This window comes from Pseudomonas sp. H3_E04, from assembly GCF_054668915.1.
Genome location: NZ_CP162797.1, coordinates 2730254 through 2743472, shown reverse-complemented (window position 1 = coordinate 2743472; position 13219 = coordinate 2730254). Strand labels below are relative to the sequence as shown.

General features: G+C 59.3%; 11 protein-coding genes and 4 tRNA genes. 8 read left to right on the top strand and 7 right to left on the bottom strand.

Annotation, left to right across the window (positions count from 1 at the left end):
* Positions 1-6 precede the first annotated feature (6 nt).
* Complete coding sequence (locus tag AB4N53_RS12300; protein WP_370695148.1) at positions 7-900, top strand: methyl-accepting chemotaxis protein; 894 nt, start codon at positions 7-9, stop codon at positions 898-900.
* A gap of 254 nt (positions 901-1154) precedes the next feature.
* On the opposite strand, the gene AB4N53_RS12295 is transcribed toward AB4N53_RS12300, so the two are convergent.
* Complete coding sequence (locus tag AB4N53_RS12295) at positions 1155-1913, bottom strand: hypothetical protein (RefSeq protein ID WP_039764159.1); 759 nt, start codon at positions 1911-1913, stop codon at positions 1155-1157.
* 383 nt (positions 1914-2296) lie between these two features.
* Here AB4N53_RS12295 and AB4N53_RS12290 point away from each other — a divergent pair.
* From AB4N53_RS12290 to AB4N53_RS12275, 4 genes are all read left to right on the top strand, one after another.
* A tRNA-Glu gene (locus AB4N53_RS12290) sits at positions 2297-2372 on the top strand.
* Between the two features lie 2 nt (positions 2373-2374).
* Positions 2375-2450 (top strand) — tRNA-Gly (locus AB4N53_RS12285).
* 104 nt (positions 2451-2554) lie between these two features.
* Positions 2555-2630: transfer RNA gene (locus tag AB4N53_RS12280), tRNA-Glu, on the top strand.
* A gap of 3 nt (positions 2631-2633) precedes the next feature.
* Positions 2634-2709: transfer RNA gene (locus AB4N53_RS12275), tRNA-Gly, on the top strand.
* 134 nt (positions 2710-2843) lie between these two features.
* Here the strand turns inward: AB4N53_RS12275 and AB4N53_RS12270 are convergent.
* From AB4N53_RS12270 to AB4N53_RS12255, 4 genes are all read right to left on the bottom strand, one after another.
* The gene (locus AB4N53_RS12270; RefSeq protein ID WP_460120770.1) at positions 2844-4583 is read right to left on the bottom strand and encodes a dipeptidase; all 1740 of its coding nucleotides are present in this window, start codon (positions 4581-4583) and stop codon (positions 2844-2846) included.
* 188 nt (positions 4584-4771) lie between these two features.
* Positions 4772-5410 (bottom strand): LysE family translocator, encoded by a 639-nt coding sequence (locus AB4N53_RS12265; protein ID WP_016773667.1) that lies wholly within the window; start codon positions 5408-5410, stop codon positions 4772-4774.
* Between the two features lies 1 nt (position 5411).
* Positions 5412-6182 (bottom strand): 2OG-Fe(II) oxygenase, encoded by a 771-nt coding sequence (locus AB4N53_RS12260; protein ID WP_460120768.1) that lies wholly within the window; start codon positions 6180-6182, stop codon positions 5412-5414.
* Positions 6183-6272: 90 nt separating this feature from the next.
* A complete protein-coding gene (locus AB4N53_RS12255) occupies positions 6273-6899 on the bottom strand; it encodes an alanyl-tRNA editing protein (protein WP_460120766.1) in 627 nt (208 codons plus the stop codon).
* A gap of 89 nt (positions 6900-6988) precedes the next feature.
* On the opposite strand from AB4N53_RS12255, the gene AB4N53_RS12250 reads away from it, so the two are divergent.
* Positions 6989-7987, top strand: coding sequence for a LysR family transcriptional regulator (locus tag AB4N53_RS12250; protein ID WP_460120764.1), 999 nt, complete (start codon positions 6989-6991; stop codon positions 7985-7987).
* A gap of 618 nt (positions 7988-8605) precedes the next feature.
* On the opposite strand, the gene AB4N53_RS12245 is transcribed toward AB4N53_RS12250, so the two are convergent.
* Together AB4N53_RS12245 and AB4N53_RS12240 are read right to left on the bottom strand one after the other, a co-directional pair.
* Entirely contained in the window at positions 8606-9013 is a 408-nt protein-coding gene (locus AB4N53_RS12245) for a PA2817 family protein (protein WP_039760212.1), read from the bottom strand.
* 73 nt (positions 9014-9086) lie between these two features.
* A complete protein-coding gene (locus tag AB4N53_RS12240) occupies positions 9087-11534 on the bottom strand; it encodes an acyl-CoA dehydrogenase (RefSeq protein WP_460120762.1) in 2448 nt (815 codons plus the stop codon).
* A 247-nt stretch (positions 11535-11781) separates the two neighbouring features.
* Between AB4N53_RS12240 and AB4N53_RS12235 the strand changes: the two genes are divergently transcribed.
* Together AB4N53_RS12235 and AB4N53_RS12230 are read left to right on the top strand one after the other, a co-directional pair.
* Entirely contained in the window at positions 11782-12441 is a 660-nt protein-coding gene (locus AB4N53_RS12235; protein ID WP_460120760.1) for a transglutaminase-like domain-containing protein, read from the top strand.
* Positions 12442-12484: 43 nt separating this feature from the next.
* Positions 12485-13108, top strand: coding sequence for a glutathione S-transferase family protein (locus AB4N53_RS12230; RefSeq protein WP_460120758.1), 624 nt, complete (start codon positions 12485-12487; stop codon positions 13106-13108).
* Positions 13109-13219: the final 111 nt, after the last annotated feature.

The following is a 13219-nucleotide window of genomic DNA, read 5'->3' as shown; positions in this document are numbered from 1 at the left end:
GATGAAATGGGGCAACTGATGTTGGCGATGCAGCAGATGGCCGCTGGTCTGGGCACCATTGTCAGTGGCTTGCAGGCGGGGATCGAGCGCTTGGCCGGTTCCGCGCAATCGCTGTCGGCGGTGACCGAGCAAACCAATCTGGAGGTCAACAGCCAGAAGGAGGAAACCGAGCAGGTCGCCACCGCCATGAACCAGATGACCGCCACTGTGCATGACGTCGCGCGCAATGCCGAAGAGGCAGCGCTGGCTGCGCAGACGGCGGATGACAAGGTCGAGAGCGGCCAGCAAGTGGTGCGCCAGAGCATGGCGCGGATCGAGCAGTTGGCGGACTCGGCGACATCCGCCAGTTCCAGCATCGAGAGCCTCAGCGCCGAGATTCAGAATATCGGCACGGTGCTGGAGGTGATCAAGAGCGTGGCCGAGCAGACCAATTTGCTGGCGCTGAACGCGGCGATCGAAGCGGCGCGGGCGGGCGAGCAGGGCAGGGGATTCGCGGTGGTCGCCGATGAAGTGCGTGCACTGGCGCGACGCACGCAGCAATCGACCGAGGAGATCGAGCGCTTGGTCAGCGCCTTGCGAGCGGCGGCGCAGTCGTCGGTGCAGCAGATTCGCAGCAGTGGCGAGTTAGTGAAGCTGGCGGTCAGCGATGCGTTGCAGACCGAGAGTGCGCTGGGGAGTATTGCGGCGGCGGTGTCGTTGATTCAGCAGATGAATCAACAGATCGCGGCGGCGGCGGAGGAGCAGAGTTCGGTGGCAGAGGAGATCAATCGCAGTGTTACGCAGATTCGTGCGAGCGCGGATCACTCTTCCGTGGCCATGCGCGGGAATGCGGCTTCGAGTGTTGAGCTGGCGCAGTTGGGCGGCGAGTTGCGCTCGATGGTTGGGCATTTTCGGCTTTGAGTCTTGGCGGCCTTTGGGCCGGCCAGGCTCTCGGCTTCGCCGCGTGGGGATGGCCCTGTTTTGCTTTTGCTTTTCTGTGAGAGCTGGCTTGCCAGCAAAGGCGGCCTGACAGCCGACCGATTTTTACCTGAGAACACGGCTTCCCAATGTGGGAGCGAGCCTGCTCGCGAACGCGGTCTTCAATTCACATCGTCTTTCAAGTCGGCCACAAAAAAGCCACCCATGAAGGTGGCTTCTTTACCAGCATTCGCGCCTCAGTCGTAAATCACTTTCTTCTTCCAGTCCGCATCGGCTTCGACATCCTTCAAACCGGCAGTCAGTTGGTTTTCTTCACCTTCCACCGGGGCAATCTTGTCCATGACCTGAGCATTGGCTCGGGCGAGGAGTTTTTCCAGGTATTGCAGTTGCTCGGCATACATCTGCGGGTCCTGCTGTTTGCGTAGATATTGCACGCCGCGTTCGAAGGCGAGGCGGGCCTGGCCGGGTTGGTTTTGTTGCAGGGACTGTTGGCCGAGGTTGTTGAAGAATTCGATGTGCAGCAGCACAAGGATGTGGCGCACTTCGCGAATCCATTGTTTGGCTTCGTTCGGTGGCAGGAAGCCGTCGTGGGCGGCGCGGGTGATCTGGCCGTGCAGGGCTTCGAGGAGGAAGCGCACGTCTTTGGCTTTGGCCTCGGTCAGGATCGGCGCGGGCGGGTTGTTCACCGGGATCGATTCGCCTTGGGCAACGAGGGCGCTGAGCTCGGTGATGCGGGCCTTGGTGGTTGCACTGGTCTTTTCCAGATTGAGCAGGCGCTGGCAGACGTTGAGTTCCAGGCGGGTCAGCAGCAGCTTGAGCGCCGGGGTCATGAACTGGCCGGGGAAGGTTTCGGTCAGTTCGCCGCAGCGGCGCAAGCGGTCGTTGAGTTCGACTTTAGTGCGGGCCTTCTCCAGTTTGTTGTTTTCCACCACATGGTTCATGTAGCCAATGGCGATCAGAATTGCGATCCCGGCTACGACTAGCAGGGTGATCATGAGTGGTGTCACCGGTAAGACCTCTTTATAGGGTTCGCATGCGAGTGTAGTGGCTGGGCATTTAGGCGCCTAGCGCCGCTCGACGGGTTTGATCGGCTGCTGCAATCTGTATCGGCCGCCGGCTGCATAGATGAATGCTGGCGCTTGATGTGCAGATTGCCATCACTGTGCGGTGACTATAACGTCTTGGCGAGTGGCGGAATATAGGCGTCAGGTTTCGGACGACGGAAAAGCCTTACATGGCTCGTAATCCGGGTCGAAGTCATTGATTTAAATAAATTTATATCAGGGGGTTGACGACCCCTCAATCCATCCATAGAATGCGCGCCACTTGCAGCGTAAAGCACACAGCGAAACGCGGCAGGGAGTGAATGTTGTAGTGTGTCCCCTTCGTCTAGTGGCCTAGGACACCGCCCTTTCACGGCGGTAACAGGGGTTCGAGTCCCCTAGGGGACGCCAATGCGGGAATAGCTCAGTTGGTAGAGCACGACCTTGCCAAGGTCGGGGTCGCGAGTTCGAGTCTCGTTTCCCGCTCCAATTTTAAACAGCAGTGCTTTAGGGCGGTGCTGAGTGAAACCAGAACCAAGTCTTCGGATACGGATCTGGACACCGAAACACACACCATGTGTTCCGGGTAGCGTGTCCCCTTCGTCTAGTGGCCTAGGACACCGCCCTTTCACGGCGGTAACAGGGGTTCGAGTCCCCTAGGGGACGCCATTTGCGGGAATAGCTCAGTTGGTAGAGCACGACCTTGCCAAGGTCGGGGTCGCGAGTTCGAGTCTCGTTTCCCGCTCCAATTTCACAAAAACGCCGATCAGTGATGATCGGCGTTTTTGTTTGTGCGCGTTTTGTGGCGGAAATAAAAAAGGACCTTTTCTCAGGTCCTTTTTATGGTGAGCCCGGTCATCGGTAACCGGGCTCGGGCCGTGCTTACAGCTTCGGCAACTGCCCGACACGCCCCATCATTTCCGTGACGATCTGCAGATCCAGCAGGAATTGGTCGACGGTCTTGAATTCACCATCGGTGTGGCCGGTGTATTTGGCTTCCGGTCGCGCCAGGCCGAATTGCACGCCGTTCGGCAATTCGTGAACCGACGTTGCGCCAGCGGAAGTACCGAATTCCGACTTCATGCCGAGGTTTTCGCTGGCCACGGCGAGCAGCGCCTTGACCCACTCACCTTCGGGGTTGCGATACATCGGTTCTGCCACCGAGTAATCGAACGCCACGGCAACGTGAGTCTTCTTGCTCCAGGCGTCCAGCTTTTCGGCGATCTCAGCCTTGAGCTTCTCCGGAGATTTGCCCTTCGGCACTCGCAGGTTCACCGCCAGTTTGAAGGTTTTGTCATCCTCACCGACGTAGGTCAGCGAAGTGGTCAGCGGCCCCATGAACGAGTCGGAGAAGCCCACGCCGAGTTTTTTGCCCAGGTAGTCCAGGCCCCAGTTGTCATCGGCATAACGCGCGGCGTCGGTGAACTGGTTGTGCTTGAGTGCGACTTTGCCGTCCAGGCTGTTGATGAAACTCAGCATTCGTGCGACCGGGTTGACGCCGGACTCGGGTTCCGAGGAGTGCGCAGAAACACCGGTGACGGTCAGTTTGACGTCCTTGCCATCAACCTTTGCCGCGACTTCGAAATCGCCGCCATTGGCTTTGGCATAGGCGTCGCCAGCTTTTTGCAGACTGGTGGCGAGCTCGGCAGGCTTGGCGGTTACCAGCGTGACCACCGAAGCCGATGGGATCTGGTTGGTCGCTTTGCCGCCGGTCATCGAAACGATTTCCGCGCCGTTGCCTTCGCCTTTGCGTTTGGCAAAGTTGGCCATGACGGTGCCATAACCTTTCTCGGCAATCACCACCGGATAACCGCCGTCCAGCGCCATGTTGTAGTTCGGCGTCGGGTTGCGCTCGAAGTAATAAGGAATAGCGTCGCCGCTGGTTTCCTCGGTGGTGTCGACCAGCAGTTTGAAGTTGCGCGCCAGTGGCAGTTTCTCGTGCTTGATCACTTTCATTGCGTATAGCGCGACGACAATGGCGTTCTTGTCATCCTCGGTGCCGCGGCCGTACATGCGATCACCGATCAGCGTAACTTTGAACGGGTCGAGTTTGGTGCCGTCCTTCAGCACCCAGTTTTCCGGCGTCACTGGCACCACATCGGCGTGCGCGTGGATACCGACGACTTCGTTGCCTTTGCCGTCCAGAGAAATTTCGTAGACACGGTTATCGATGTTGCGAAATTTCAAACCGAAGGATTCAGCGAGCTTTTGGATCTCGCCGGCGATCTTGATGAATTCCGGGTTGTCGTGTTGCTCCACGCCATCCTTACGGAAGGTCGGGATCTCGACGAGTTGGCGCAGGGTTTCGAGTGCAGCCTTGCCGTATTTCACCCGGGTATAAATGCCCAGCAGACGATGAATTTCGTTTTGCTGTTCGGCGTTCAGGGTCTTGTTGTCGAGGAAGGCGCTGATGGACGGGTTGAGATTATCCGTCTTGGCCAGATCACTTTTTGCCAGGCTGCCCAGGAAGCTGCGGAAATCCGTCAAGCTCTTGCCGTCGAAGGATTTCAGGATTGCCGCGCTTTGCTCGGCAGTGATGTTGGCTTGTGCGGCACTGGTAAACGCGGTGAGGCTGGCCATGACGAGCGTGGCAGCGGCCAGTTTTTTCAGGGAAAAGACCATGGAACAGGCATTCCTTTGCAAAGGATTGGGAAATTATTTCTGACGCTTGCGACAGAAACATTTTGTAAACCTAACACTGCAAGCGCTGGGAGAGGGAGTCGTAAACATGATCTGTCGCACAGAAATGCAAAAGAGGCGCACTAATGAAAAAGTCCCGGCAGCTGCCGCCGGGACTTTTTTGGTGTGGCTTACATCGACAGCATCAGGCGTCCGGCAAACAGAATCAGGATGACGCCCATGCTGCGCTCGAACCAGTGTCCGAGGCGCATGAACAGCAGGCGCACTTTGTTGCTGGAGAAAAACAGCGCGACGATGACGAACCACAGCGCGTTGACGAAGCACATCCACAATCCGTAGAACGCCTGGATCTGCAGCGGCGTGCTGGCGCTGATGATCGTGGTGAAAATTGCCAGGAAAAACAGCGTGGCCTTGGGGTTGGTGGCGTTGGTCAGAAAACCGGTGCTGAATGCCTTGAACAATGACTGTTCAACCAGCGGCTCATCGGCGGTTTTTTCGCCTTCGACGCTGCTCTTGGGTTTGCTGCGAATCAGGCTGACGCCCAGATAGAGGATGTAGGCCCCGCCGACCACTTTGGCCACCGTCAGCAGCCACGGTGTGGTGTGCATCAAGGCGCCGACGCCGAGCAGGGTATACAGCACGTGCACGGAAATCCCCGCGCCGATGCCCAGCGCGGTGCAGATGCCGACGAGCCGACCGAAGCGCACGCTTTGGCGAATGGTCACGGCGAAGTCCGGGCCGGGTGCGACCACGGCGAGAAAATGGATGGTGGCCAATGCGAGAAACTCGCCCAGGTAATTGGAAAGCATGTCAGCTCCAGAAAGTCAGAGGGGAAGCATTGCCGCGATAGCCGACAAAGAACGACAGGCTCAAACGCGGGTCGGCCACGCCCGGTGTAACCGAGTGCATGCGCCGCGAATTGAACATGATGAAATCGCCGGGCCGGGGTCGCACTTCAAGCGCCGGCGGCCCCAGCAGCGACGGCTCAATGCCATAACTGTCGCCGCGCATTTCGTCGAATTGATCCGGGGTGATGTGGTCATTCCACATCTGCAGGGCGCCACCCTCGATGGGCATGTTCAGGTAGACGTTGCAGGCGAATTGCGCCTCGAGGCTGCGCGCCTGAAAACTGTCCGGGGCGTCCTTGGCGAAGATGTCGTGGTGAGCGAGAAAGCACACGCCGGGTTTGACTACGCGCGACAAGCCGACATACATCTTGCGCCCGTAGAGGTTTTCCAGATGCGCGCCAGCGGGCCAGGATTCGTCGAGCATGCAGCGCAAGGTGTCGATCGGCGAGGAGTAGGGCGCGCAGCGCTGGCGCAATTCGTCGATGTTGCGGGTGGCGCGTTCGAAGTAGTCCTCGATCAACAGCGGCTGGTTTTCCGCTTCGTAAAAGGCCATGCCGATACGGCCGATGCTCGGCGCGTTGATGTAGCCCTCAAAGCCCGGAGCGAGGATCTTGTCACCAATTTCGATCGCCAGCGGCTCGGGCAGAAAGCGTTTGACGCGGATGGCGAGGACTTCTTCGTTGGCCAGTTTTTTTATGCACGTCTCATCGAGACGCTCGACGTCTAGCATCATTTGTTTTAGGTCCATCTATCGATAGTCAACGGAACCGGCGAGTGCGGTTCCCCGGCGTCGGACGTTGCGCGATGGCAACGTCCGAAATGCTCAATCCACGCTGTAGTGGACGGACAACGTGCCTTTCTTCTGCGAAAGCGACGCGATCGTGACTGTGCCCAGATCCTTCAGGCTGCGTACGTGGGTGCCACCGCAGCCGTAGGCTGGCAGTTCACCAAAACTGATTTCCCGCGCGCCTTCGCGCAGTGAAGTCAGGCGCGGCAGATCGTGTTCGATCCACCGCTCGATGCCGGTTTGTACGGTTGGTGCATCGACTTCTTCAGCGCCATCACTTGGCTTGAATTGCACTCGACCTTCGTCCGGCCAGTGGTGTGCCTTGATCGGCATCCAGCCCATGGCCTGAATGAAATGGCCGATCAGGTGCCCGGCCGAGTGCATGCGTGTGTTGAAGCGGCGGCGCTCTTCATCGATGCGGATAGCGGTCATGCCCAGCGGCAGCGGGCGGTCGACGAAATGCACAATGCGCTCCGGTTCCTGCACCACTCGCGACACCCGGCTTTCACCGATCCAGCCGGTATCGCAAGGCTGACCGCCGCCCTGCGGGTGAAACAGGGTAGCGCGCAGCACTACGGCGAATTCGTTCTCGTGGGGTGTGCAGTCGAGGACTTCGACATTCGCCTTGAGGTCATCACTGTGAAAAAACAGGCGAAGCGTCATATTCCATGCCCTGATCGAAGTTCTGTTTTTATTATATGAATCGTGCAATAACGTGATAATCCATCCCAACATCAAAGGACTTGTGCGTTGTGAGCATCAATCTTCCGCTGCCGCTGCTGGGTGAAATGGCGATTTTCGTCAAGGTCGTCGAGACCGGCAGCTTCTCTGAAGCGGCCCGGCAGATGGGTTCGTCACCCTCGGCGGTCAGCCGTAGCATTTCCCGCCTGGAGAAGGCGTTGGCCACGCGTTTGCTGCAACGCACCACGCGCAAATTGCGCTTGAGTGATGGCGGCGAAGAGGTGTTCAAGCGTTGCCAGGAAATGGTCAGCGCGGCCAGGTCGGTGATGGAAATCAGCGGCCAGTTCACCCACGAAGCCGAAGGTCTGGTGCGGGTCAGCGTGCCGAAAGCGGTGGGGCGCTTTGTGATTCATCCGCACATGCCGGAGTTTTTGCGGCGTTATCCCAAGGTCGATGTCGAGTTGTTGCTGGAGGATCGTCAGGTCGATCTGATCGATGATCACGTTGATCTGGCGATACGCATCACTGATCGCCCGCCGGCGGGTCTGGTCGGGCGGCAGTTGCTGACCATCGATCATTTGCTTTGCGCCACGCCGCAATATCTGGCCGAACATGGCACGCCGACGCATCCTCACGATTTGCTCAATCACAGTTGTATTTATCTGGGCGAAACGCCGAGCGATGCGCGCTGGAAATTCAAGAAGGGCAGCAAGGCGGTGACGGTCGGTGTGCGTGGGCGCTATGCCGCCAATCACACTGGCGTGCGGTTGGGAGCGGTGTTGCAGCACATCGGGATTGGCAGTCTGCCGTATTTCACGGCGCGTTACGCCTTGGAGCAGAAGCTGATTGTGCAGGTGCTGCCGGACTGGACGTTTCTGGCTTCCTATCATGGTGGGTTGTGGTTGCTGCATTCGCCGACGCGTTATCTGCCGCCGAAGTTGCGGGTGTTCATTGATTATCTGGTGGAGTGTTTGCAGAAGGAGCCGACGTTGGGCAAGCCCGGGAAGTCGGTGGGCGGGAGCAATGCGGCTGTGGCGTATGAGCTGCCGGAGAGTGAGGGGTTGCTTTGAGGTTTTTTTGGGGGGGGGCTTGGCGGCCTATGGGCCGACCAGGCTCTTGGGGTTTTGGGTGAATATCCGTTTCTGCGGGTGATGCGGATTACGGTTCCGCTCTTACAGCGGGTCACTTTTGCAGACGCCCAAAAGTAACCAAAACGCTTCGCTCCTGCGTTCGGCCCTCGCAGGCTCGGGTTCCTTCGCTGCGGGATCGATCCGGGCGCAGCGGCTACGGTTTGCTTCGCTGCACCTCCTTCCGCTGTGTCTGGCTGCGCCAGACGGTCGCTGCGCTCCCACGCCCGGATCAATCCCTCCACTCAGCCTTCCGACGTCGCTGGTGGATCAAGATCAAGAGCGGTACTCGAGCTAACGCTCATTGTTTTGAGTGGTTAGGAGCGGGTGGTGTCTGGCTCTGGTTTTGTGGTGAATTTTCCCCTCACTCCAAGGAGAGGGAGCCGATTTTTGGCGTTCCCAAATCTGCATTCGACTCGGTATCGCAGGTCGGCGTGCCTCGCCCAAACAATGCGGTCAGTCACCTCTCCCTGTGGGAGAGGGCAGTGAGGGGGCTTTTGATCTTGAAAAAAAGGCCCGCATGGAATCACCAGTGCGGGTCTTTTGATTACCTGTCGAGAATCAGTGCTTGCTGTCCTGCGCGGACATGGCCAGCAGTTGTTTTTCCTGGTTCCAGTCGAACGGTTCGTCGTTCTGTTCGGCTTCGTAGCGGCGTTCTTCGAGGGCCTGGTACAGGTCGATTTCTTCGTCGGAGAGGTAGTGCAGGCAGTCGCCGGCGAAGAACCACAGCAGGTCGCGCGGGATCAGGTGGGCGATTTGCGGGTAGCGGCTGATGACTTGGGTGAGGATGTCCTGGCCCAGGTATTGGCTTTCGATAGGGTCGATCGGCAGGGAGGCCAGCAGTTCGTCGAAGCGCTCGAGGAACAGGGCATGGCTTTCTTCGGGCACTTGTTCGGCCTCACCTACGGCGACCAGGATACTGCGCAGGTGGTCGAGCAACACGAGATGATCGGCAACGACGTTGGACACGAGATAAGTCCTCAAGAGCAAAACGGGCGCGGGAGTATAAAGCCCTCGCGCCGTTTTTTCACATAAACCGGGATCAGCGGACTTTGCCCGCTGCCTGGGTCAGTTCCTCTTTGGCGAAATCATCGACGTCGATCACCTTGCGGCGGGCCGCTTCGGCGTCGCGCAGGCTTTGCGCTTCGACGGCTTGCAGTACGCCGGCTTCCAGCGCGGCATCGATGGCGTGTTCGCCGGCTGCCGGTTTGACCTGGCCGCTTTTCAGTGCGGTGTGCAGTTTTTTGTGCAGCGGTTGCGCGGCGTTGAGCAGGTCGCTGGCGTGTTGCAGCGCGCCTACGGCATCGTCCGCCGATTGCGGGCGGTAGCAGCCGGCGAGCAGTTCTTCCAGCGCCGGATCGCCTTTGGCGCGACCGATGACCGCAGCGACCTCGGCCCCCAGTTTGTCCGATGGGCCTTTGTGACGGCGACCGAACGGGAAGACGATGACCCGCAGCAGGCAGCCGAAGACCTTGTTCGGGAAGTTGCTCAGCAGTTCATCCAGCGCACGCTCCGACTGGCCGAGGCTTTCTTCCATGGCCCAGCGGAACAGCGGCTCCATGTACGCCGGCGAATCCAGGTCGTGATAGCGCTTGAGCGCGGCGGAGGCCAGATACAGGTTGCTCAGTACATCGCCGAGGCGTGCCGACAGGCGTTCGCGGCGTTTCAGTTCGCCGCCCAGCAGCATCATGCTGAAGTCGGCGAGCATGGCGAATGCGGCGGCCTGACGGTTGAGCGCACGGAAGTAGCCTTGGCTGATCCTGTCACCCGGCGCATGTTCGAAATGACCGAGCCCGAGGTTCAGCACCAGTGTGCTGGCGGCATTGCTGACGGCAAAACCGATGTGCTTGAGCAACAGGCCGTCGAATTCCTTGAGTGCCTGATCCTTGTCCTCGCGACCGGCCAGGGCCATTTCCTTGAGTACGAACGGATGGCAGCGGATCGCGCCCTGACCGAAGATCATCAGGTTGCGCGACAGGATGTTCGCGCCTTCGACCGTGATGAAGATCGGCGCGCCGTTCCAGCTGCGGCCGAGGTAGTTGTTCGGCCCCATGATGATCGCTTTGCCGCCGTGCACATCCATGGCGTGGCTGATGCATTCGCGACCGCGTTCGGTGAGGTGATATTTGAGTATTGCCGACAGCACCGAAGGTTTTTCGCCGAGATCCACCGCATTGGCGGTGAGCATCCGTGCGGCGTCCATCATCCAGGCGTTGCCGCCGATGCGCGCCATGGCTTCCTGGATGCCTTCGAAAGCGGATAGCGGCACATTGAACTGCTCGCGAATCTGCGCGTACTGGCCGGTGACCAGACTGGTGAACTTGGCGGCGCCGGTGCCCACTGCTGGCAGCGAGATCGAACGCCCCACCGACAGGCAGTTCATCAGCATCATCCAGCCTTTGCCGAGCATTTCCTGACCACCGATGAGGTAGTCCAGCGGAATGAACACATCCTTGCCGGAGTTCGGGCCGTTCATGAACGCGGCGCCCAGCGGCAGGTGACGACGACCGATTTCCACACCTGCGGTATCGGTCGGGATCAGCGCCAGACTGATGCCGAGGTCTTCCTCTTCACCGAGCAGATGCTCCGGGTCATAAGCCTTGAATGCCAGGCCAAGCAGGGTCGCGACCGGGCCGAGGGTGATGTAGCGCTTTTCCCAGTTCAGGCGCAGGCCGATAACTTCCTGTCCTTCCCACTGGCCTTTGCAGATGATCCCGGTGTCGGGCATCGCGCCGGCGTCGGAACCGGCCAGCGGACCGGTAAGGGCGAAGCATGGAATATCGTCGCCACGGGCCAGGCGCGGCAGGTAGTGATTGCGTTGTTCGTCGGTGCCGTAATGCAGCAGCAATTCGGCCGGACCGAGGGAGTTGGGTACCATCACGGTAGAGGCGAGGTCGCCGCTGCGGGTGGCCAGTTTCATTGCCACTTGGGAGTGGGCGTAGGCGGAGAAGCCTTTGCCGCCGTATTCCTTTGGAATGATCAGGGCGAAAAAGCCGTGTTCCTTGATGTGCGTCCAGGCCTCGGGAGGCAGGTCCATGGACTGGCCGATCTGCCAGTCGCTGACCATTGCACAGAGTTCTTCGGTCGGGCCGTCGATGAAGGCTTGCTCTTCTTCGCTCAGCTGCACCTTGGGATAGGACAGCAGTTTGTCCCAGTCCGGACGGCCGCTGAACAGCTCGCCGTCCCACCACACGGTGCCGGCGTCGATCGCGTCGCGTTCGGTCTGCGACATGGGTGGCAGGGTTTTCTGGAACCAGTTGAACAGTGGCGCGGTGAAATGTTTACGGCGCAGGTCGGGCAGCAACAACGGCGCAGCGACCACCGCCAACAGAACCCAGAAGACAAACAGCAGCCAGCCCGGCGCGTGACTGAAAATCCCCATGGCGACCAGATAGGCCGCAACGATGCCCAACGCGGGCAGCGGGGCGATGCGTCGATGGGCGAGATACGCCACGCCGACGATCAAAACCAGTATCCACAACAACAGCATATTCAGTCCTCCGTGAACCAAGGCAAATCGACCCTCCAGAGCTTAGACGGCATCTGCAAATAAGGGTGGTCAGAGCATGGTGATTGAAATCGTGGGAAACCCCGGATGGTTTTCGTAGGTTCGGTGGGCAACACGTGTGGGAAATCGTTCGTTGCTGCGCAGCTTTGCTTTCAGGTTTGGCCGAAACGTCGTTATCTCTGTGCTCGGGCTGTCGCTAGACTCGTGACTCATCCAGGAGATTGCCGTCATGCACGAGTATCTGAGCCCCGGCCGCTTCATCGATAGTGACCACCCGGCGGTGGTGGAGTTCGCCGAGCGGCATCGCGGTGCCAGTAATGAGCCGCGCGAGCAGGCGGTCAGTCTGTATTACGCCGTGCGCGAGGCGGTGCGCTACAACCCATACACCTTCAGTCGTGATCCGCAAACCCTGTGCGGCAGTTACGCACTGGCAGCGGGGGAGAGTTACTGCGTGCCGAAAGCCACGCTGCTTGCCGGTTGTGCGCGGCATTGCGGGATCCCGGCGCGCATCGGTCTGGCCGATGTGCGCAATCATCTGTCGACGCCGCGTCTGCTCGAATTGTTGAAAAGCGATGTGTTTGCCATGCATGGCTACACCGAGCTGTTTCTCGACGGCCGCTGGGTCAAGGCGACGCCAGCGTTCAACCAGCAACTGTGCGAGTTGTTCAACGTCGCAGCGCTGGAATTCGATGGCATCAATGACAGTGTTTTCCACCCGTTCAACCGTGACGGCGCGCAGTTGATGGAGTATCTGCTCGATCACGGCCAGTTCACCGACGTGCCGGAAACCTTCTTCTTCGAGCACCTGCAAAAGTGCTACCCGCATCTGTTCAGTGAGCAGTTGCCGATGCTGCTGGGCGACATGCAGACCGATTTGAGTCGCACCTGATCCGGCGTATGCTGGCCGTCCACTCACATGCAAAGAGGCGGTCATGCTGAAGATCTGGGGACGGAAAAATTCATCGAATGTCAGAAAGCCCTTGTGGGCTGCCGAGGAGCTTGGCCTGGCGTATGAGGCCATCGATGCCGGCGGCGCGTTCGGGGTGGTCGATACGCCCGAGTACCGCGCGATGAACCCCAATGGCCGGGTACCGGTGATCGAGGATGATGGTTTCGTGCTGTGGGAATCCAACGCCATCGTTCGCTATCTGCTGGCCAAACACGCCCCGGACAGCGCCTGGTATCCGGCGGATGCGCAAGCCCGCGCCGCAGCGGACAAGTGGATGGACTGGACCACTTCCAGTTTCGCCGGGCCGTTTCGCACGGTGTTCTGGGGTGTGCTGCGTACGCCTGCGGAGAAGCAGGACTGGAAGGCGATCAACGCCGCGATCAAGGAATGCGATGAACTGTTGAACATGGTCGATCACGCCTTGATCAGCCAGCCTTACCTCTCCGGCAATGACATCGGCATGGGTGACATCCCTTTGGGCAGCTTCATTTATGCCTGGTTCGAAATGCCCATCGAGCGCGCCCCGCAACCGCATCTGCAAGCCTGGTATGAACGTTTGAAGCAGCGTGCGGCCTATCAGAAGGCGGTCATGACCGCGTTGACTTGATAATTACTATCGACACACTTGACTGTACTTGTGCGGCGGCGGCAAGCACCATTGCGAACTTGCGCCGCGGTTGTTTCCCTCGCCGCCCGCCCTTATCTATTCCTTTCCTTC